Raw genomic sequence first — 20,163 nt, 5'->3', positions numbered from 1 at the left:
CCTTTCGACCAACCAGGTCGAAACCACATCCCCTTTCGACGACGTGAACTCGGGGTTGTGCTCCAGCCGGGCCGCAACCGCACCGCAGGCGGCCAACCGCCGGTCCGGCCAGCCACCCAACAGCCCCACCCAACAGCCCCATCAAGCGCCCCACCAAGCCACGGTGCCGGCCCACGCACCCCACCGGGTAAACTCCAGGGCATACCGCCCTAGACCGTAAAGGAGTCAGGTGAGCTTCACCAACACCCCGGAGGGCTTCCGCTCCGGCTTCGTCAGCTTCGTCGGCCGCCCCAACACGGGCAAGTCGACCCTCACCAACGCGCTGGTGGGGGAGAAGATCGCCATCACGGCGAATCAGCCGGAGACCACCCGCCGCCCCATCCGCGGCATCGTCCACCGCCCGGACGCCCAGATCATCGTCGTCGACACCCCGGGCCTGCACCGCCCGCGCACCCTGCTGGGTGAACGCCTCAACGACGTCGTCCAGGAGACCTTCGCCGACGTCGACGTCATCGGCCTGACCATCCCGGCGGACGAGAAGATCGGCCCCGGCGACCGCTGGATCCTGGAGAACGTGCGCAAGGTCGCGCCGAAGACCCCGATCGTCGGCATCGTCACCAAGCTGGACAAGGCCAGCAAGGACCAGGTCGGTGCGCAGCTGCTGGCCCTGCACGAGATGCTCGGCGGCGAGTCCGAGGTCGTGCCGGTCTCCGCGACGGAGAACACGCAGATCGACGTCCTGCTGGACGTGCTCACGCAGCAGCTGCCGGAGGGCCCGAAGTTCTACCCGGACGACCACATCACCGACGAGGACACCGAGTCCCGCATCTCGGAGCTCATCCGCGAGGCCGCGCTGTCCGGCCTGAAGGACGAGCTGCCGCACTCGGTGGCCGTGGAGGTCGACGAGATCCTCGCCGACGAGAACTCCGACAAGCTGGTCATCCACGCCATCATCTACGTCGAGCGCCCGGGGCAGAAGTCCATCATCCAGGGCCGCGACGGCCGCCGCATGGGGCGCATCATCCACAACTCGCGGCAGGAGATCATCCGGCTGCTGGGCCGGAACGTCTACCTGGACCTGCGCATCAAGGTGCTCAAGAACTGGCAGACCGACCCGAAGTCCCTGGGACGTCTGGGGTTCTAGCGCCGTGCGCCGGGAGTCCTACCGCGACCGGGCCGTGGTGGTGCGCACCCACGATTTCGGGGAGGCCGACCGCATCATCGTCCTGCTCACGCGCGAACACGGCCTGGTGCGCGGCGTCGCCAAGGGGGTGCGGCGCTCGAAGTCCCGCTTCGGCTCCCGCCTGCAGCACTTCGTGGATCTCGACGTCCAGCTCTACCCGGGCCGCAACCTCGAGACCGTCACCGGCGCGGACACCGTCGCCTACTACGGCTCCGGCATCATCGACGACTACGAGCGCTACACCGCCGCCTGCGCCGCCCTGGAGACCGCCGAGCGGCTGGCCGTGGCCGACGCCGACCGGGAGCCCTGGCTCTACGACCACGTCACCGAGACCCTGGCCCGGATGCAGACCACCGAACACCCCACCCTGGTGCTGGACGCCTTCCTGCTGCAGGCCATGGCGCACGCCGGCTGGGCGCCCAGCCTCTTCGACTGCGCCCAGTGCGGGGCGTCCGGCCCGCACCACGCCTTCCACCCGGCCGTCGGCGGCGCCGCGTGCACGCAGTGCCGCCCCTCGGGCTCGGCGGAGGTGCCGGAGGAGGCCCTCCACCTGATGTGGCTGCTGAGCAAATCCCACTGGCCGGCCGCCCTGGAGATCGCCCGCGCCGGGGGCGGGCGCCACCTGGCGGACACCGCGCACCGGCTCACGCGCGCGCATCTGCAGTGGCATCTGGAGCAGAAGGTCACCAGCCTGACGGTCATGGATCAGAGTTGAGCCGCCGGGTGGCACAATGGTGCGCGTGAGCGTAGACCTGACACCCCCGGACATCCCCGCCAAGTTCCTTCCCCGCCACATCGCCCTGGTGATGGACGGGAACGGCCGCTGGGCCGAGCAGCGCGGTCTGAAGCGCACCGAGGGCCACAAGCGCGGCGAGGCCGTGCTCATGGAGGCCGTCGACGCCTGCCTGGCCATGGGGGTGGACTACCTGTCCGCCTACGCCTTCTCCACGGAGAACTGGCGGCGTTCCGCCGACGAGGTCCGTTTCCTCATGGGCTTCAACCGGGACGTGCTGCACCGCCAGCGCGATATCCTCCACGAGAAGGGCGTGCGGGTGCGCTGGGTGGGCCGCCGCCCGCGCCTGTGGCGCTCGGTCATCCGCGAGCTGGAGGTCGCGGAGGAGCTGACCAGGGACAACACGAGGATGACGCTGGCGATGTGCGTCAATTACGGGGGCCGCGCCGAGATCATCGACGCCGCCCGCGAGATTGCCGCGCAGGCCGCCCGCGGGGAGCTGCGCCCCGAGCAGATCAGCGAGAAGAACTTCTCCCGGTGGCTGGACGAGCCGGACATGCCGGATGTGGATCTGTTCCTGCGGCCCTCGGGGGAGAAGCGGACGTCGAATTTCCTGCTCTGGCAGTCGGCGTACGCGGAGATGGTCTACCAGGACAAGCTGTTCCCGGACTTCTCCGCGCAGGACCTCTTCGCGGCCGTCGAGGAGTACGCTCGTCGTGACCGCCGGTTCGGCGGAACCAAGAGCAAGTAAGAGGAGAAGAAAGCGTGGTCGAGCGCGACACGACGCCGTCCGCACACCCCGGTACCCACCGTGCCGACGCCGCCGGGCAGCCGGAGCAGGTCCCCGCACCGGAGGCGGGCCCCGAGCCGGCGCCCTCGCGCAGCCAGATCCGGCGCTGGCGCCGCTACCTGGCCAACGAACGGGCCGAGGCCGCCGTGTACCGCGAGCTCGCCCGCAACCGCCGGGGCGAGGAGCGTGATATCCTGCTCCACCTGGCCGATTCGGAGGCCCGCCACGAACGGTTCTGGCGCGAGAAGCTGGGTGAGTACGTGGGCATGCCGCGCCGTCCGGATCTGCGTACCCGCTTCATGGGCCTGCTGGCCAAGCGTTTCGGCTCGGTGTTCGCGCTCGCGCTGATGCAGACCGCCGAGGCACGTAACCCCTACGTCCACGACGATGACGCCCCGGAGCAGATCGCGGCCGACGAGCGAATCCACGCCGAGGTCGTGCGTGGTCTGGCCACCCGCGGCCGGGAGAAGATGTCGGGCAGTTTCCGCGCCGCCGTCTTCGGCGCCAACGACGGGCTGGTGTCCAACCTGGCCCTGGTCATCGGCGTCATGGGCTCCGGGGTGAGTTCCAGCTACATCCTGCTGGCGGGTGTGTCCGGCCTGCTGGCGGGCGCGTTGTCGATGGCGGCGGGGGAGTACGTCTCCGTGAAATCGCAGGGCGAGCTGCTGGAGGCGTCGACCCCGCACCCGAAGGCGCACACCCTGCTGCCGCAGCTCGACGTCGACGCCAACGAACTCGCCCTGGTCTACCGGGCGCGCGGCATGTCTCTCGAGGAGGCCGAGGCCAAGGCGGAGGAGGAGTTCACCCGCCTGGGGCTCGGACAGGCCAGCGGCTCCGACCACTGGGGCACCGGGGGGACCGAGCGGCGCCCGAACGAGGTCGTCGGCAGCGGGCTCGCGGCGGGCGCCTCGAGTTTCCTGTTCTTCGCCACCGGTGCGCTCATCCCGATCATCCCGTTCCTCTTCGGGGCCTCGCCCGCGGCGGGCGCGGTCGTCGCGCTGGTGCTGGTGTCCGTCGCGCTGATGTTCACCGGCGGCATTGTGGGCGTGCTCTCGGGCAAACCGCCCCTGAGCCGGGCGCTGCGCCAGCTGGCCATCGGCCTGGGCGCCGCCGGCATCACCTATCTGCTGGGGCTGGCCTTCGGGCAGGTGCTGGGCTAGTCCTCGCGTTCACCCCGGCACTCGGCGCACAGCCCGAAGACCTCGGCGTCGTGGCCGGTCAGGGAGAAGCCGTGGGCCTCGGCGACGGTGCGGGCCCACGCCTCGACGGGGCCGCCGTCGATCTCCTCGGTGCGGCCGCACTCGGTGCACACCAGGTGATGGTGGTGGTGTTCGGACAGGCAGTGGCGGTAGAGGGATTCGCCGGCGGTGGTGTGCAGCACGTCGACGGCCTTGATCTCCGCCAGCGACTGGAGGGTGCGGTAGACCGTGGTCAGGCCGACCTTGATCTCGCGTTCCTGCAGGGCCTGGTGGATGGTCTTCGCGGAGGCGAAGGTGTCGAGCTCCTGCAGCACGTTGACGATCGCCGTGCGCTGGCGGGTGTTGCGTGCCCCGAGCTTCGGCACGCCGGACTGGACGGTGGACATCGGGTTCCTTCTTGAAATGCCGCTGGTTCTTTTCCCCATTGTCTCACCCGGGGCGCGACACCCGAAAGACCCGGAGGGCCCGGGAAAGGATCAGCCCGGGTCGGAGGGGGACTGCGGTTTCGGCGGGGCGGGGGAGGGGTCCGGGATGGGCTCCTGCGGCTCCAGGTCCGGGGCTACCGCCGCGGCCGGGGTGTGGGCCACGGCCTGCCTCTGGATCTGCTCCTCGGGCGGAGCCGGGACGTCGATGCGGGTGACCGTCGTGAGCTGCCCGGGCCGGTCCACGCCCGTGTGCGCGGCGAGTTCGATGATTTCGGGGGCCACGGGCTGGATGAGCCGGTAGACCATCTCGCGGCCGCGGCGCCGGGAGTCGACGAGGCCGGACTTCTTGAGCACCCGCAGGTGCTGGCTGATCAGGGGCTGGGACTTGCCGAGCTCGACGACCAGCTCGTGGACGTAGTGCTCCCGGTCCGAGAGCCGGAGGACGATCTCCATCCGGAGCCGGGAATCGAGCGCGCCGATGACTTTGGTTGCGGTGTCGAGGTCCGGAAGGGGGTCCATGGCTGCTCAGTTCCTGGGTTTTTCGGGGCTCACTCCTTGCGGCGCAGCACCGGAGACCGCTCCGGTCCGGGCGTGCGGGGGTTCGGCGGGGCCAGCGAACCATGTGCTGTTTTCTCTCCCAACTATAACCCGGCGACCGATAAAAGCTAGACATTTCAAACACCGTGGCGGAGCCGTCACCGGCCACCCCCGGGTAACCGGCCGCCCGTGCCGTCACCGTTGCCCCACGGACGCTACACTGGTCACGTTGCGTGGCCCGGCAGGAAACACCGGCCGTCGTCACGGCCCCACCGCAGGCCCGCACCCGTCACACATGTCCGAGCAAGTCAGAGCCGACTGTCCCCTACCAGAGGAGTCTGAAGCCCCATGGCGCAAGCGTCCGTCATCGATACCGTCGTCAACCTGTGCAAGCGACGAGGTCTGGTCTTCCCGGCGGGTGAGATCTACGGCGGTACCCGCTCGGCCTGGGACTACGGTCCGCTGGGTGTGGAGCTCAAGGAGAACATCAAGCGCCAGTGGTGGCGCCACATGGTGCAGTCGCGGGACGACGTCGTCGGCGTCGACACCTCCATCATCCTGCCGCGCCAGGTGTGGGTGACCTCCGGCCACGTCGAGGTCTTCACCGACCCGCTGGTGGAGTCCCTGCACACCCACAAGCGCTACCGCGCCGACCACCTGCTCGAGGCCTACGAGGAGAAGCACGGCCACCCGCCGGTCAACGGCCTGGCCGACATCAACGATCCGGAGACCGGCCAGCCCGGCTCCTGGACCGAGCCGCGCGCCTTCTCCGGTCTGCTGAAGACCTTCCTGGGTCCGGTGGACGACGAGGAGGGCCTGCACTACCTGCGCCCGGAGACCGCCCAGGGCATCTTCGTCAACTTCAAGAACGTCATGACCTCCGCGCGGATGAAGCCGCCGTTCGGCATCGCCAACATCGGCAAGTCCTTCCGCAACGAGATCACCCCGGGCAACTTCATCTTCCGCACCCGCGAGTTCGAGCAGATGGAGATGGAGTTCTTCGTCAAGCCGGGCGAGGACGAGGACTGGCACCAGCGCTGGATCGACGACCGTTACAACTGGTACGTCAACCTGGGCATCAGGCCCGAGAACCTGCGTCTCTACGAGCACCCGGAGGAGAAGCTGTCGCACTACTCCAAGCGCACCGTCGACGTGGAGTACGCCTACAACTTCAAGGGCACCAAGTGGGGCGAGCTCGAGGGCATCGCCAACCGGACCGACTACGACCTGCGCGTGCACTCCGAGGGCTCCGGCGAGGATCTGTCCTACTTCGACCAGGAGTCGAACGAGCGCTGGATCCCGTACGTCATCGAGCCGGCCGCCGGCCTGGGCCGCGCCGTGATGGCCTTCCTCATCGACGCCTACCACGAGGACGAGGCACCGAACTCCAAGGGCGGGGTGGACAAGCGCGTCGTGCTCAAGCTGGACCGCCGCCTGGCCCCGGTCAAGGTGGCCGTGCTGCCGCTGTCCAAGAAGCCCGAGCTGTCCGAGCCGGCGCAGAAGCTGGCCAACGGCCTGCGCGAGTTCTGGAACGTCGACTACGACACCTCCGGTGCGATCGGGCGCCGCTACCGCCGCCAGGACGAGATCGGCACCCCGTTCTGCGTCACCGTCGACTTCGACACCCTTGAGGACAACGCCGTGACCGTGCGCGAGCGCGACACCATGGAACAGGTCCGCGTGCCGCTCAACGAGCTGCAGGGCTACCTGGCCCAGCGGCTGATCGGCTGCTAGGGGATTAACGCGCTGATGCACTACACCAGCTGGGGTGAGCGGAAGAAGACCGACGGGCACCGGGAGATCCCGCTGTTCGTCGAGGACGGCCCGGAGGAGCTCGGACGCTTCGTCGTCGACGGCGGCGAGTCCGCCGCCACCGCGGTCGTCGAGGGCGTGGAGTGGCGGACCGCGTTCGACAGGGACACCGGAGCCACGGCGACGCTGCCGGACGGCACCGTCTACCAGGCCAGCGGCGACTTCGCCCGGGGCAAGGAGATCGACGTCCGCTTGGGCGACCGCCGGCTGAAGCTGATCAACGAGAACCGCAACGACTGGATCGTCGATGACGAGAACTCCGTCAAGCTCGCGCAGTTCTCGGGTGCCGCCCACGGCGTGCGCCGCTCCATCCTCGAGTTCGAGGACGACGTCGCGGCCGCCGGGCTCTCCCGTTCCGAGGCGGCCGCACTGAGCTGGTTCGTCCGCCTGGTGCTCGAATCCCGCCTGGGGGTGTCCTCGGCGGTGCTCATCCTGACGCTGGTGCTGTTCACCATCGTCGGAATTCTGGCGTTCATCCTCTAGGGGGACTGTGTAGGCGATGGCGGAGAAGGCGGGCTTCTTCAGCGAGCAGGGCCGCGGCCGGTGGACCTGGGAGGGCAACGAGCTTGTCGACGCCCGCGGCGACGTCATCGCCGCCGTCCGCTCCGACGTGATCATCCTGGGCAGCGAACGCCTGCTCATCGAGTCCACGCCCGGGCCCCTCCAGTTCCGGGCCCGCGCCACCACCGGCGACGGGGCGATCTTCACTCTCAGCCAGGCCGGCATGACGGTCGGCACCCTGACCGCCAACTGCGACGGCCGCGACTACCTGCTCAAACGCACCAGCCTCTGGCGTAAGGAGCGGGCCATCATCGGCTCGGACGGCGTCACGGCGACGGTGCGCCCGCTGATCAGCGGCAAGGTCGAGGTCTACGACGGGCCGCACACCGCCTCCATGCCGGCCATCGACGCCGTGTTCCTCACCTGGGGCTGCGTGCTCGTCGACTCCCCGGTGCGGCGGCCGCGGGTATAGGCCCGGAGCGGCTGGATTGGTTGTGGTGGGCCGATCCTGCCGGGTTCTGCTGGGTCCTGTTGGAACCTGCTGGATCGACCCAATGAGTTCGGCCCAGTGAGAGCCACCAAACGACGGCCCCCTCGGTGCGCATCTGCATCGAGGGGGCTGCCTTATGCTCGCGGGCGGTGGCCGCTAGAACGACCCGCCCCGGAAGCCACCACCGCCGCCTCCACCGAACCCGCCGCCGCCTCCGAATCCTCCGCCGAAGCCGCCCCCGAAACCACCGCGGCCGCCGCCGGAGAGCAGCGAGTTGATGACCATGCCGGTGACGAATGCGCCGGTGGCGGATCCGCCGCCGCGGCCCCCGAAGTCGTGGCGGCGGCGGTAGTCGTCCACGTCCGACTGGGCCTGCCGGGAGGCCCGCTGGGCGGACTGGGTGGCCTGACGTGCCAGGTCGGTGGCCCCGCGGGTGTCGGCGGTGCGCTGGTTCAGGGCGTGGGCGTGCAGGCGCTGCGCGTCCGCCAGGTGGGTGCGGGCCCTGGCCCCGACCACGCGCCCGCGGGCAGAGATCAGGTCTTCGGCGGCCTGGATGGTGGCCTGCGCGGAGCGCAGCTGCTGGTCGAGGAGCTGCAGGCGGCGGGCCTGATCGGCGGTGGTCTCACGGACGCGGTCGAGTTGCTCGTCGAGCTCGGCGTCCACGTCAGTCAGGGCGGTGTAGGCGCCCAGGGGATCGGAGGAGGCGATGTCCTTTGAGCGGGTGACGGTGTTGATCGCCCGGCCGACCACCTCGTCCAGGGTCTCCCAGTCGGCCGACGCGCCCTGGGAGGTGCCCTGGCGCTTCAGCTCGCCGGCCTCCCGGATCTCGTCCTCGACCTCGGCGATGAGCTCGTCGAGGCCGGCTTTGGCGGCGCGGATGTTCTGGTCGGCGTGCTCGACGGCCACCAGCAGCCGGTCGGCCATCTCGACGGCGTGCTCGGAGTCGCGGATGGCGCCGACCAGGCCGCCCTGCTGGCCGGCGGGCTTCGCCTCGAGTTCGCGGGCGGTGTCGAGGGTCTTCTCCGCCTCGTCCAGGGACTTCTCGGCCATGGCCACGTTGTCCTCGATGGTGGTGAGCACCTCGGTGGAGTACTGGGACTCCAGGGACCTCAGCTGGTCGGCGGCCAGGGGCAGCCGGGCCCGCAGGTCGATGGTGCGCTGGGTCAGCTCGTCCAGCCTGGTGGAGGCGGTGAGCAGGAGGTTGCGCATCTCGGCGAAGTCGGCGGCTTCGGCGTCGAGGGCGTCGTCGGCCTGCCCGCAGGTGGAGATGATCTCCACGAGCATGGCGCGGCGCTCGGTGTCGGACTCCGGGATGGAGTCGTTGAGCCGCTGCTGGAGCTGGAAGGCCCTCTGCAGGGTGGTGGTGGAGTGGTTCATCGCGCGGGTGAAGCTGCGGGTGCGCTCGGGCCCGAACTCGGCGACGGCCAGGTCGAGCTCCTCCCGGCCGCGGCGGATGGATTCGTCGGTGGAGACGAGTTCCTCCTGGGCGAGCTGCTCGAGGGTCTCCATGGGCAGGCCCGTGAGCCGCCGGGTGTCGCCCGGGTCGATGCCGCGGGAGTCCTCGAGGATCTCCCGGCTGGTCTGCTTCCGCTTCCGCCGCGAGTAGGCCCAGATGCCGCCGCCGGCCACCGCGATCGCGGCCGCGCCACCACCGAGCCAGGCCACCGACGCGCCGGACATCTCGCCGGAGGAGGCGGCGGCGTCGATCGTCGCCTCGGCGGTGCCGGCCCAGTCGGTCTCGAGCAGCTCGGAGTAGGCGGCGTCGTACATGTCGTCGAGCTCGGCGTCGGACCACTGGTTGCCGCCGTAGATGCCGAACTGGCGGTCCTCGGTGGCCACGGCGAGCACGGCGGTGTTGCCGCCGCCGTTGGCCTGTACGGCCGCCTCGGTCCACGCCTCCGGCGTCATCCCGCCGAAGCTGGACAGGTAGACCACGAAGATGGACTTCTGGTTGTCCATCTTGAACTGCTGGATCTTGTCCTCGATGGCGGAGCGTTCATTCGCGTTGAGCACCCCGGAGTGGTCGGTGACCGGGTCGGTGAGCAGCCCGGGTGCGATGGTCCCGCCCACGGCCGTGCCCTGCGCCACCACCGCGTCCGGCTCCACGGCGAGCGCGGCGGGCGCGAGTCCGGCGGCCCCCGCGACGGCGAGGAAAGCCGGGGCGGCCAGGGTGGCGGGACGGGGAAAAAAGCGCAGCATGGCACCAGGTTACCGACTCAGCTGGCAGACTGTCGGGAATGAGGATCCCTTTTCCCTTGTCCGTACCCGCCGTACCGGTGGCGCTGGCGCTGGGCCCCGGGCGCGTGATCGCCCACGCGTGGCGACGCCGCCCCCTCCCGCCCGCGGGCGCGGCCGAGGCGATCGTCGTGCTCGGCACCGCACAGTACGACGGGCGTCCCTCGAAGCAGCTGACCGGACGGCTGGAGCACGCGCTGCGGCTGTGGCGGGGCGGGGTCGCGGGTCACATCTATACCCTCGGCGGCAATCTGCCCGGCGACCGCTTCACGGAGGCCGGGGTGGCGAAGTCCTGGCTGGTCGAGCGCGGGGTGCCCGCGGCGGCGGTCACGGCGGTGACCGAGGGCAATGACACCCGCGAGTCCTACCGGGCGCTGCTGGCGGCGCACGACCCGGGGCGGGCGGTGATCGTCACCGACCCCAACCACGCCCTGCGCGCAGAATTGCTGGCCCGGCGGGCGGGGATGGACGCCACCGCCTCGCCGACGCGGACGTCGCCGACGCGCTTTCCGTCGCGGGCCTGGTGGCTGTCGCTGATGCACGAGGTCGGCGGCCTGGTGGTCGTCGATGTGTCCCGGCTGGCCGGCCGGGGAGTGGGCGATAGGGTGGAGGAACTGCTGCGCCGGCTCCAGGGGTGGCTGCGGCCCTCGCGGCGCAACCGCCACCGCCAGCTGCGCGCGCAGAAGAACAGCCAGCAGAACCGTTGAGCGACGCCGAAAGAACCCTCCATGTACCCCTACACCTCCGCTGACGCCGCCCGGCTCCACGACGAGGCGCCCAAGGGCAGCGAGTTCGACCACTCCCGGCCCGACGACCGCGGGGCGTTCTCCCGCGACCGGGCCCGGGTGCTGCATTCGGCGGCGCTGCGGCGGCTGGCGGACAAGACCCAGGTGGTCGGCCCCCGCGACGGCGACACCCCACGCACCCGGCTGACGCACTCGCTCGAGGTCGCGCAGATCTCCCGCAGCATCGGCACCGGACTGGGGCTGGACCCGGACCTGTCGGAGCTGGCCGGCCTGACCCATGACATCGGGCACCCGCCCTACGGGCACAACGGGGAGCGCGCGCTCGACGAGGTGGCCGCCGACTGCGGCGGCTTCGAGGGCAACGCCCAGACCCTGCGGATCCTCACCCGTCTGGAACCGAAGATCATCGGCGAGGGCGACAGGAGCTTCGGACTCAACCTCACCCGCGCGGCCCTCGACGCCGCGTGCAAGTACCCGCGCACCAGGACCAACGCCGACGGCAGCGTCAACCACAAGTACGGCGCCTACGACGCCGACGCCCACCTGCTGGAGTGGATCCGGCGCGGGCACGACGACGCGGCACCCGCCATGGAGGCGCAGACCATGGACTGGTCGGACGACATCGCCTACTCCGTCCACGACGTCGAGGACGGCATCGTCTCCGGGCGCGTGACCCTCGACGTGCTGTGGGACCTGGTGGAACTGGCCGCGCTCGCGGAGAAGGGCGCACGCGCCTTCGGCGGCACCCCGGAGGAACTCATCGACGCCGCCGCCGGCCTGCGCCAGCTCGAGGTGGTCAGCCAGGCGGCGGACTTCGACGCCTCCCTGCGCGGCTACGCCGCCCTGAAGCGGATGACCTCGGAACTGGTGGGCCGCTACGTCGGGGTGACCGTGGACGCCACCGTCGGCGCCGCCGAGAGCGCCGGGACCCCGTTGGGCCGGGCGAACGGCCGGCTGGTCGTCCCCGCCCAGGCACAGGCGGAGGTCAAGCTGCTCAAGACCATTGCGGTGCTCTACGTGATGGACGATCCCGGGCACAAGGCCCGCCAGGACCGGCAGCGCGACCGGATCTTCCGCGTCTTCGAGTACCTGACCGCCGGTGCACCGGGCACCCTCGATCCGGTCTTCCGCCAGTGGTGGCACGAGGCGGAGGACGACGCCGCGCGCCAGCGGGTGGTCGTCGACCAGATCGCGTCGATGACCGAGTCCCGGCTGGAGCGGCTGGCGAAGCGCTCGGCGGACATCGCCGCCTTCATGGGTTAGTGCAGCCCCGCCGGCCCCGCCGGCCCCGGCTCCCCGGCCAGCGCCGGTGGGGGAGGTCCGGCAGTGCCGGGTCGAGAGCACGTGGTCGAAAGGGGATCTGGTTTCGACCTCACCAGTCGAAAGGACATGCCCTTTCGACCATGCCCTTTCGACCCACCAGAATGACGGCCTCCGCCGTGACGCCCGTGACGCCCGCGCCTCAGCGCTGCAGCGTCACCCCCAGATCGCGGAAGACATCCAGGATGGCCACCTCGTCGTCGTAGACCAGCTGCCAGTCGGCGCAGACCACCCGGTCCACCCCGTTGTCGCGCAGCAGATCCGCCATCTCGTCGAGACAGTTCGGGGCCGGGAAGCCCTTCGGGTTGAGGATGCACCCGAGCGCCTTGTACAGGTCGAAACGGCTGCGCATGGGGGAGGTGATCAGGATCGGGTTACGCGTCTTAATCTTCAGCATCGGGAATCTCGCAGAAACTTTCGTAGTGATCATCGCTGTAGTACCAGACCTCCGGGTCGGCCTCGGTGCCCCCGCCGGTGACGATGCGGCGCTCACCGCGGTGCGACAGCCCCGGGGTGTCCACCGTGTACTCGCGGTAGAAACCCAGCTGTTCATCGGGCAGCACACCCTCATAGTTGCCGAAGCGGGTGCCGTCCTTCTCCGGATAGGTGAACGGCCCGCCGGTGAGAATGTCATCCACGACGAGGTCGGTCTGATCGGGCAGGGAATCCAACTCGCAGGCGGGGTAGGCCCCGACCACGGGAGCAGGAGGCGTATCGACGCCGCCGGCCACCGGTGCGGTCTGGTGGGGGTCGCCGTCAGTGTCGAGCCCGAACCACGCGGCGACACCCGCGAGGAGGATGCCACCGAGGATCGCGGCGAGCGATCTCTTCCTCGGGGCCGACGACTGCGACATGCTGGTATCTTCACACGAACTATCACGAATCGAAAACCAGGGAGACGACAGGTACTACCGATGAACCGCTCCCGCGCAGGATACGGGCTGGTTTGGGCCCCGAAATTTAAATAACGGCGGAAGGAACCACCCCACTTCCGCCACCCCGCCCCGGTTTGACCGGCCCGGTACCCTGGATGCATGGCAAAGGGACGGATTCCGGAAAGCGACATCCAGGCGATCCGGGAACGTGCCCCGATCGAGGAGATCGTGGGCGAGTACGTTCAGCTCAAACCCGCCGGCGCGGACTCCATGAAGGGACTCTCACCCTTCAAAGACGAGAAGACGCCCTCCTTCCACGTGCGCCCCAACCGCGGCTACTACCACTGCTTCTCCACGGGCAAGGGCGGCGACGTCTACTCCTTCCTCATGGAGATGGAGCACATCTCCTTCCCCGAGGCCGTCGAGGCCGTCGCCGAGACCATCGGCTACACGATCAACTACCAGGGCGGATCCACCGGCGCGCGCCGGGAGGAGCCGGGCACCCGGGCACGGCTGATCGCCGCGAACAAGGCCGCGCACCAGTTCTACCGGGAGCAGCTGGAGACCCCGCAGGCCCAGACCGCCCGCGAGTTCCTGCTCGACCGGGGCTTCTCCCAGGAGCACATCTACACCTTCGAGTGCGGCTACGCCCCCGAGGGCTGGGACACGATGACCAAGGTGCTGCTGCGCAAGGGCTTCGACTTCAAGGAGCTGGAGGCCGCGGGCCTGTCGAAGATGGGCAAGCGCGGTCCCATCGACCGCTTCCACCGCCGTCTGTTGTGGCCCATCAAGGACCTGTCCGGCAACGTCATCGGCTTCGGCGCCCGCAAGCTCTTCGACGACGACAACCTGGGCAAGTACATGAACACCTCGGACACGATGCTCTACAACAAGTCCAAGGTGCTCTTCGGGCTCGACCAGGCGAAAAAGCACATCGCCGCGGGCCACCAGGCCGTGGTGGTCGAGGGCTACACCGACGTCATGGCCATGCACGCCGCCGGCGTGACGACGGCCGTGGCCGCCTGCGGCACCGCCTTCGGCGCCGAGCACATGCGGATCCTGCGCCGCCTGATGCTCGACGACAACTACTTCCGCGGCGAGCTGATCTACACCTTCGACGGCGATGAGGCCGGGCAGAAGGCCGCCATGCGCGCCTTCGAGGGCGAGCAGAAGTTCACCGGCCAGTCCTTCGTGGCCGTGGCGCCCGAGGGCATGGATCCCTGCGACATGCGTCTGGCGCGCGGCGACGCCGCCGTGCGCGACCTGGTGGCCGGTCGCATCCCGATGTTCGAGTTCGTCATCCAGTCCATGCTCTCCGACTACCGGCTCGACACCGTGGAGGGCCGTCTGCAGGCGCTGCGCCGCACCGTGCCCGTGGTGGCCGACATCCGCGACAAGGTCCTGCAGAACGAGTACGCCCGCCTGCTCGCCGGCTGGGTCGGCTGGCCCGACCCGGACGAGGTGCTCCAGCAGGTCCGCGAGGAGGCCCGCAAGCCGAAGAGGGCGGACAGGCAGCAGCGCCGCGCCCGCCGCTTCGACGACGCCGAGCAGGCCCCCGCGGAGCGGCCGGCGCTCGTGCCGCCGAACCCGCGGGACCCGCGCCTGTGGCCCGAGCGCGAGTCGCTGAAGCTGGCGCTGCAGTACCCGGAGCTGACGGGCAGCTACTTCGACGGACTGAGTCCGGACACGTTCACCAGCGACGCCTACCGGCAGGTCCGCGACGCCATCGCCGGCGCCGGCGGCTGCACCGCCGCGCCCGCGGGCGTGGACTGGATCGCCAATGTGGCTGGCGAGATGGCCGACCTGGCGGGCCGTTCGCTGGTCTCCGAGCTGGCGGTCGAGGACATCCGCGTGGAGTCCGGGGAGCTGTCCGGCTACACCGACTCGGTGCTCTCCCGGCTGCAGGAGGCGCGCGTGGGCAACCAGATCGCCCAGCTCAAGGGGCAGCTGCAGCGCATGCGCCCCTCCGATGACGAGCAGGCCTACAACTCACTGTTCGCCGACCTGGTGGCACTGGAGCAGGCCCGCCGTGAGCTCAACGACCGGGCGTTCCGCGGGGCGTAAGGAAAGGGCGGGTGGTAATCCAATCGACGTACGTGTTTGCAAGGTCTTCTTAGTTAATTTTCTGAAGTCTGAAAGGCTGAGTAAGTGAGCTTTTTCCGAAACCCAATCTATCTTGACCGTGACACCTTGGTGCCGCTTTCCAACTTTCATGGCATTGACGTCTCCACTGATATCGAACTCACTGTCCGTGATCAATCGTCCAAGAACGGAAGCATGGAGGGGAAAGCCCAAATCCCATGGGTAAGTGGGCGGGGCGAGCGGGGAACCGGAGAAGAGACCGAGGTGACGGAATCTCGCAGAATCGAAAGCCACCCAGTCAGCGCCTTCAACAAGCTGGTTGACGAGCTAGAGAAGAAGGATGAGGTTCTCAATCACTTTGATTTCGGGACAGGGATATCGAAACGACAGCTGGTCGAAGTAGAGCGCGAGTGGGAATTATCACCTTCGAACGAAGTCGGCGGTCTTCTAAGCCGACTCATTGAGCTGTTCATTGCAGATCCTTCATTGCTGAATGAAGAACGACCTAATAATGAGGTGATAGCGAGCATGTTGTCTCCGCAAACAGCGAAAAAGGGCCAAATAGTGCTTCAAGCTGTACTCGAAGATGAGGACGCCCCGCAGGTATTAGCTCTTTTGAACGCTGGTCATATGGTAGCGGGTAACGACATCGATAATCTAGAAAATGAACTTGCCATCTTTGGGCAAGTTGAACGAGTTGTTGGGGAAAACCGCTCCTTCTCGCTAGAGAAGTTCTACTTGTCGGGCCTCAACCGAACCATGAGAAGAGCGATTTCGAGTGACCAACTTTTGGCAGGGGTCGCTAAAATGACCGGGCGGAACGTTGATAGGTCTGATCTTGAGATGACGGGACCTTTGATTGTCGTGAAAGCGATGGCGGCGTATTAGTAGCCGACTAGCGGCTGCACATGCGGAGAAATCTGTGGTGTGCAGTTAGTCCTTGGCAGGTTAGTCCTCGTCCGGCTCCAGCACCGCGGAGCCGTCCTCGCGCCTGAGGTTCTTGACTTCCTTCATCCGCGGCTGCGGGTCCAGCCGGTCGGCCAGGGCCTTGCGGCCGGCGCGGACGGCGGACTTGGTGACGGGGGAGTTGACGGCCGTTTCGTAGCCCTTCTTGATCTGCTCAAACCGCTTGCGTCCGGCCTTGGTGCCGAAGACGTAGCCTGCGGCGGCGCCGATGACGAACTGGATCATGGTCGCTACGAACTCCCTCTCTGTGATCGGTACGTCGACCACTCTACCGCAGCGTTCGCCGCAGGCACGGGAGCGTGCCGGGCCTGTGCCGGGCCCTTGCCGGACCACCAAAACAAAGTGTTATCCAACGTTCATGCGGATTTCATGTTGCTGCGCTATGTTCACATCGCACGACAACCGGTGTGATTCTGACGAGGAAGTGGTCCTGTGGCTGGTCAGAAGAAGAAACTCTCGGCGACGGCCTCGGCGGCGCTCGCGTTCACCGCGCTGTTCACCGCCAGCCTGGGGCAGTCGGGTGCCCGCGGCCCCGACGGGGAGGCGGATATGGTCGCCGCCCCCACCTCCTCCGGCGAGGCGGGCGACCGGCACCGGCCCTGATCCGTCTCAGCCCTGCACCTTGTGCGGGTGGTTGATCGCGTAGGCCGCGCGGATGAGGCCCAGGTGGGAGAACGCCTGCGGATAGTTGCCGGCCAGCCGGCGGTGGCCGGTGGAGTACTCCTCGGCGAGCAGTCCCAGGTCGCTCTGCACGGCCAGGGCCCGTTCCATCATCTCCCGCGCGTCGTCGAGACGGCCGGAGTGGGCGTACTGCTCGATCAACCAGAAGGTGCACAGCAGGAAGGGGTACTCGTCGCCGGCGAGGCCGTCGGTGCCGGACTGGGTGCGGTAGCGGTGGACGAAACCCTCCCGGTCGAGCAGCTGCTGCTCGATGCGCTCGACGGTGCCGAGCATGCGCGGATCGTCGTAGTCCACGAAGCGGATCTGGGCCAGCTGCAGCAGGGAGGCGTCGACCTCGTTGTTGTCGTAGGTCTGGGTGAAGGAGTTCAGCTGCTCGTCGAAGCCGTGGGTGAGGATCTCCTCGCGCAGGGTCTCGCGCAGCTCCCGCCAGCGTTCGACGGGGCCGTCGTAGCCGTGGCGCTCCACGGCCTGGATGCCGCGGTCGAAGGCGGCCCACATCATCGCCCGGCCGTGGGTGAAGTGGTGGGCCTCGTCGCGCATCTCCCAGATGCCCTGGTCCTTGTCGTGGAAGCGAGACTCCTGGAAACCGAGGATGGCCTTCTGCAGCGTCCAGGAGATCTCGCCGTCTCCGACTCCCGCCTGGCGCAGCCGTTCCAGGGCCACCATGACCTCGCCGACGACGTCGGCCTGGTACTGATCCGCCGCGCCGTTGCCGATGCGTACCGGCGCGGAGTTCTCGTAGCCGGGCAGGTGCTCGAGCTCGAACTCCGGCAGGTGGCGCTCACCGCTCAGGCCGTACATGATGCGCAGCTGGTCCGGGTCGCCGGCGATGGCGCGCAGCAGCCAGTCCCGCCACGCCAGCGCCCGGCGCTCGAAGCCGTTTTCCACCAGCACCTCAATGACCATGGCGGAGTCCCGTAGCCAGGTGTAGCGGTAGTCCCAGTTGCGCACGCCCCCGAACTCCTCCGGCAGGGAGGTGGTCGGCGCGGCGACGATCCCGCCGGTGGAGGAGTGCGTCAGTGCGCGCAGCACCAGCAGGGAGCGGCGCACCGCGTCGGTGTACTCGCCCTGGCCGTCAAAGCGCCCGATCCACTCCTGCCAGAACTCCCGGGTGTTCGCCAGCGCGTTGGTGTGATCCGGTAACGGGGGATGCTCGAGGTAGGACGGCGTCCACGTGAGCACCCAGCGGGTGGTGTCGCCGGCCTGGAGGCGTTCCTGGCCGACGTGGCAGCCCTTCTCCGGATCGTGCTGGAGCAGCGGGCCGCGGACGTAGACGGCGTTCGGCCCGGCGATCGCCCGCAGCTCTTGGGTTCCCTCGACCCTCCGGCAGCTCACGTACGGGGTGGAGGCGCCGTAGTCGAAGCGCAGCCGCACCACGTTGCGGATCTCCACCTCACCCTCCAGGCACTCGACGATGCGCATCAGGTCGGTGACCACGTGCTGGCGCGCCTGGTCGCCGGTGACGTCCATCGGCATGAAGTCGGTGACCTTCGCCTTACCCGTCGGCGACTCCCAGATCGTCTCCGTGATGAAGGTGTCCTTGATATAGCGGCGCTCAATGACCTCCCCGTCGGGCACCTCCAGCAGCCAGTGGCCGTCGCGGTCGTCGCCGAGCAGCGCGGAGAAGGCCGCCTGGGAGTCGAACCGCGGCAGGCACAGCCAGTCGATGCTGCCGTACCGGGAGATCAGGGCCGCGGTGTGGGTGTCGGACAACAGTGCGTAATCTTCGAGTTGGACGGACATGGCTTCCTCCGCAGGTCGGGGAATATCTTCTCACCCCACCCTAGGGAAGAACGAGGCCTCCGGCGCGGGGCCGGTGACGTTGCTAGCGTGGGGCCATGAACGCCACGAATCCCGACCACCCGAAGTCCGTGACCTTTTACATTCTCGGCGGCGCCGGCGACCTCGTGCGCCGCCTGCTCCTCCCCGGCATGGCCGGCTACCTGAGTGAATACGACGACACGCGCATCGACCTGGTGGGTTCCGGCCGCTCCGAGCGCGACGACTACCCGCAGCTGGTGCGCGACTCGCTCGCCGAGGCCGACATGGACGTCGACGACGCCGTGGTCGAGCGGCTGGCCGAGCGCGCCACCTACGTGGTGGCCGATGCCACCGACCCCGGTGACCTGCGGAAGCTTTTCGACGCCCGCGAGCCCGGCGAACGCAGCGTGCTCTACTTCGCGCTCTCCCCGTCCGTGACGGCCGCCGCCGTCGACGCCCTGGCCGAGGTCGACCTGCCCGACGGCCTGATCCTGGCCATGGAGAAGCCCTTCGGCGAGGACGCGGCCACCGCCGAGGAACTCAACGGCAAACTGCTGAACGTCACCGATGAGGACCACATCTTCCGCGTCGACCACTTCAACTACGAGACCGCCCTGTCGAACCTGACCGGGCTGGTCGGCGCCAACGCGCTGTTCGCCGCCGGCTGGGACAACACGGACATCGAGACGGTCGAGATCATCTACGACGAGTCCCTCGGGCTGGAGGGCCGCGCCGAGTTCTACGACAGCAACGGCGCGATGCGCGACATGCTCCAGTCCCACCTGCTGCAGGTCATGGCGCACGCCCTGGCGGCCGGTTCCCCCGACACCGCCACCGACATCCTCGCCGCCACCACCATCGACCCGGACTCCGTGCGCCGCGCCCGCTACACGGCAGGCGAGATCGACGGTCGCCGCCTGCCCGCCTACGCCGAGGAGGAGGGGGTGGACCCCGAACGCGGCACCGAAACCCTCTTCCAGGTCACCGCCGACGTGGACACCGACCGCTGGCGCGGGGTGCCCGTGGTCCTGCGCTCCGGCAAGGCGATCGGGAACCCGCGCCAGGAGATCGCGGTGACCTACCGCCGCCGCGGGCACGAGGACGAGCTGGAGATCAACCCGGGAACCCGGCTGATCTTCCCCTTCACCGACGAGGTGGCCGTGGAGGTCAACGTCTCCGACCACGGCTACCGGCAGAACCTGCAGCGGGTGACCCTGCGCACCGAACTGGTGCCCTCGCGCCTGACCCCCTACGGCCGGGTGGTGCGCGCCATCCTCGCCGCCGACCGCACCACCGAGGTCCCGGCGGACGCCCCGCGGCGGTCCTGGGAGATCATCGAACCGGTGCTGGCGGCCTTCGCCGACGGCAGCGTCCCGTTGGAGGAGTACCCGGCTGGCTCCCAGGGCCCGGAGGGCTGGTAGGCGAGGTCAGCCGGTCGCGCTGAAATGGGGGATACCGGAGGTGTCGACGGTGGCCCGGGCCTCCGCGAGGTCGTAATTCTGCTGGAGGTTCAGCCAGAATTCAGCGCTGTCGCCGAAGTAGGCGGACAGCCGTAGCGCCAGACCGGCGGTGATGCGCGCGTGGCCGGTCATGAGTCGGGACACGAGTGACTGCGAGACCCCCAGATCCTGGGCGAGCCGGTACTGCGTGAGCCCGCTCGGCTCCACCATCTCGGCCCTGAGCCACGCTCCGGGGTGCGGGCGGCGGTGAGTGGTGGTCGGTGAAGTCGACACCTGTTGCTCCTCGGTGGTTGATTTTACGGCGGTTGCCGGGGCTTATCGACGCCTGCGTGCGACTCACCCTCGGGCGGCCAAAGGCGGACGCAGC

The 20,163-nt window shown here is 68.8% G+C and carries 21 protein-coding genes; 13 read left to right on the top strand and 8 right to left on the bottom strand.

Annotated elements, in window-relative coordinates:
• Window positions 1-229: 229 nt before the first annotated feature.
• From era to A605_RS10505, 4 genes are read left to right on the top strand one after another with little or no spacing between them, the layout of a single operon-like run.
• Window positions 230-1,144, top strand: a complete 915-nt coding sequence (gene era, locus A605_RS10520) for a GTPase Era (RefSeq protein WP_015401494.1) — start codon at window positions 230-232, stop codon at window positions 1,142-1,144.
• Window positions 1,145-1,148: 4 nt separating this feature from the next.
• A complete protein-coding gene (recO, locus tag A605_RS10515) occupies window positions 1,149-1,898 on the top strand; it encodes a DNA repair protein RecO (protein ID WP_015401493.1) in 750 nt (249 codons plus the stop codon).
• Window positions 1,899-1,914: 16 nt separating this feature from the next.
• A complete protein-coding gene (locus tag A605_RS10510) occupies window positions 1,915-2,667 on the top strand; it encodes an isoprenyl transferase (RefSeq protein WP_015401492.1) in 753 nt (250 codons plus the stop codon).
• A 14-nt stretch (window positions 2,668-2,681) separates the two neighbouring features.
• On the top strand, window positions 2,682-3,866 hold the full coding sequence (locus A605_RS10505; protein WP_015401491.1) for a VIT1/CCC1 transporter family protein: 1,185 nt from the start codon (window positions 2,682-2,684) through the stop codon (window positions 3,864-3,866).
• On the opposite strand, the gene A605_RS10500 is transcribed toward A605_RS10505, so the two are convergent.
• Complete coding sequence (locus tag A605_RS10500) at window positions 3,863-4,291, bottom strand: Fur family transcriptional regulator (RefSeq protein ID WP_015401490.1); 429 nt, start codon at window positions 4,289-4,291, stop codon at window positions 3,863-3,865. The genes A605_RS10505 and A605_RS10500 overlap by 4 nt on opposite strands.
• A 90-nt stretch (window positions 4,292-4,381) precedes the next feature.
• Entirely contained in the window at window positions 4,382-4,849 is a 468-nt protein-coding gene (locus tag A605_RS15730) for an ArsR/SmtB family transcription factor (RefSeq protein WP_015401489.1), read from the bottom strand.
• Window positions 4,850-5,215: 366 nt separating this feature from the next.
• Between A605_RS15730 and A605_RS10490 the strand changes: the two genes are divergently transcribed.
• From A605_RS10490 to A605_RS10480, 3 genes are read left to right on the top strand one after another with little or no spacing between them, the layout of a single operon-like run.
• On the top strand, window positions 5,216-6,601 hold the full coding sequence (locus A605_RS10490) for a glycine--tRNA ligase (RefSeq protein ID WP_015401488.1): 1,386 nt from the start codon (window positions 5,216-5,218) through the stop codon (window positions 6,599-6,601).
• A gap of 15 nt (window positions 6,602-6,616) precedes the next feature.
• The gene (locus A605_RS10485; RefSeq protein WP_015401487.1) at window positions 6,617-7,162 is read left to right on the top strand and encodes a hypothetical protein; all 546 of its coding nucleotides are present in this window, start codon (window positions 6,617-6,619) and stop codon (window positions 7,160-7,162) included.
• Between the two features lie 16 nt (window positions 7,163-7,178).
• Window positions 7,179-7,652, top strand: coding sequence for a hypothetical protein (locus A605_RS10480; protein ID WP_015401486.1), 474 nt, complete (start codon window positions 7,179-7,181; stop codon window positions 7,650-7,652).
• A gap of 174 nt (window positions 7,653-7,826) precedes the next feature.
• Here the strand turns inward: A605_RS10480 and A605_RS15725 are convergent, their stop codons facing one another.
• Window positions 7,827-9,869 (bottom strand): TPM domain-containing protein, encoded by a 2,043-nt coding sequence (locus A605_RS15725; protein ID WP_015401485.1) that lies wholly within the window; start codon window positions 9,867-9,869, stop codon window positions 7,827-7,829.
• Window positions 9,870-9,907: 38 nt separating this feature from the next.
• Here A605_RS15725 and A605_RS10470 point away from each other — a divergent pair, with 38 nt between their 5' ends.
• Both A605_RS10470 and A605_RS10465 read left to right on the top strand, forming a co-directional pair.
• Window positions 9,908-10,612 carry a YdcF family protein gene (locus A605_RS10470; RefSeq protein ID WP_027004298.1) on the top strand — a complete coding sequence of 235 codons (705 nt, stop codon included), beginning with the start codon at window positions 9,908-9,910 and terminating at the stop codon, window positions 10,610-10,612.
• A 21-nt stretch (window positions 10,613-10,633) separates the two neighbouring features.
• Complete coding sequence (locus A605_RS10465) at window positions 10,634-11,914, top strand: deoxyguanosinetriphosphate triphosphohydrolase (RefSeq protein WP_015401483.1); 1,281 nt, start codon at window positions 10,634-10,636, stop codon at window positions 11,912-11,914.
• A gap of 199 nt (window positions 11,915-12,113) precedes the next feature.
• On the opposite strand, the gene A605_RS10460 is transcribed toward A605_RS10465, so the two are convergent.
• Together A605_RS10460 and A605_RS10455 are read right to left on the bottom strand one after the other, a co-directional pair.
• Window positions 12,114-12,368, bottom strand: coding sequence for a hypothetical protein (locus tag A605_RS10460; protein ID WP_015401482.1), 255 nt, complete (start codon window positions 12,366-12,368; stop codon window positions 12,114-12,116).
• A complete protein-coding gene (locus tag A605_RS10455) occupies window positions 12,355-12,825 on the bottom strand; it encodes a guanyl-specific ribonuclease (RefSeq protein WP_015401481.1) in 471 nt (156 codons plus the stop codon). The genes A605_RS10460 and A605_RS10455 overlap by 14 nt, the downstream gene beginning before the upstream one ends.
• Window positions 12,826-13,005: 180 nt before the next feature.
• Here A605_RS10455 and dnaG point away from each other — a divergent pair, with 180 nt between their 5' ends.
• Both dnaG and A605_RS15360 read left to right on the top strand, forming a co-directional pair.
• Window positions 13,006-14,910, top strand: coding sequence for a DNA primase (gene dnaG / locus A605_RS10450; protein WP_015401480.1), 1,905 nt, complete (start codon window positions 13,006-13,008; stop codon window positions 14,908-14,910).
• Window positions 14,911-14,994: 84 nt separating this feature from the next.
• Complete coding sequence (locus tag A605_RS15360; protein ID WP_149029425.1) at window positions 14,995-15,816, top strand: DUF6414 family protein; 822 nt, start codon at window positions 14,995-14,997, stop codon at window positions 15,814-15,816.
• 60 nt (window positions 15,817-15,876) lie between these two features.
• Here the strand turns inward: A605_RS15360 and A605_RS10445 are convergent, their stop codons facing one another.
• Window positions 15,877-16,119 (bottom strand): hypothetical protein, encoded by a 243-nt coding sequence (locus tag A605_RS10445; protein WP_015401479.1) that lies wholly within the window; start codon window positions 16,117-16,119, stop codon window positions 15,877-15,879.
• Window positions 16,120-16,326: 207 nt separating this feature from the next.
• Between A605_RS10445 and A605_RS15525 the strand changes: the two genes are divergently transcribed.
• Entirely contained in the window at window positions 16,327-16,497 is a 171-nt protein-coding gene (locus A605_RS15525; protein ID WP_154653289.1) for a hypothetical protein, read from the top strand.
• 6 nt (window positions 16,498-16,503) lie between these two features.
• On the opposite strand, the gene A605_RS10440 is transcribed toward A605_RS15525, so the two are convergent.
• Window positions 16,504-18,318 (bottom strand): glycoside hydrolase family 15 protein, encoded by a 1,815-nt coding sequence (locus tag A605_RS10440; protein ID WP_015401478.1) that lies wholly within the window; start codon window positions 18,316-18,318, stop codon window positions 16,504-16,506.
• Between the two features lie 95 nt (window positions 18,319-18,413).
• Here A605_RS10440 and A605_RS10435 point away from each other — a divergent pair, with 95 nt between their 5' ends.
• Window positions 18,414-19,757, top strand: coding sequence for a glucose-6-phosphate dehydrogenase (locus tag A605_RS10435; RefSeq protein ID WP_015401477.1), 1,344 nt, complete (start codon window positions 18,414-18,416; stop codon window positions 19,755-19,757).
• Window positions 19,758-19,763: 6 nt separating this feature from the next.
• Here A605_RS10435 and A605_RS10430 read toward each other — a convergent pair whose 3' ends face one another.
• On the bottom strand, window positions 19,764-20,069 hold the full coding sequence (locus tag A605_RS10430) for a HigA family addiction module antitoxin (RefSeq protein WP_027004299.1): 306 nt from the start codon (window positions 20,067-20,069) through the stop codon (window positions 19,764-19,766).
• Between the last annotated feature and the right edge of the window lie 94 nt (window positions 20,070-20,163).

It is taken from the genome of Corynebacterium halotolerans YIM 70093 = DSM 44683 (assembly GCF_000341345.1).
GTDB lineage: Bacteria > Actinomycetota > Actinomycetes > Mycobacteriales > Mycobacteriaceae > Corynebacterium > Corynebacterium halotolerans.
This window is presented reverse-complemented; position numbering and strand designations above follow the sequence as displayed.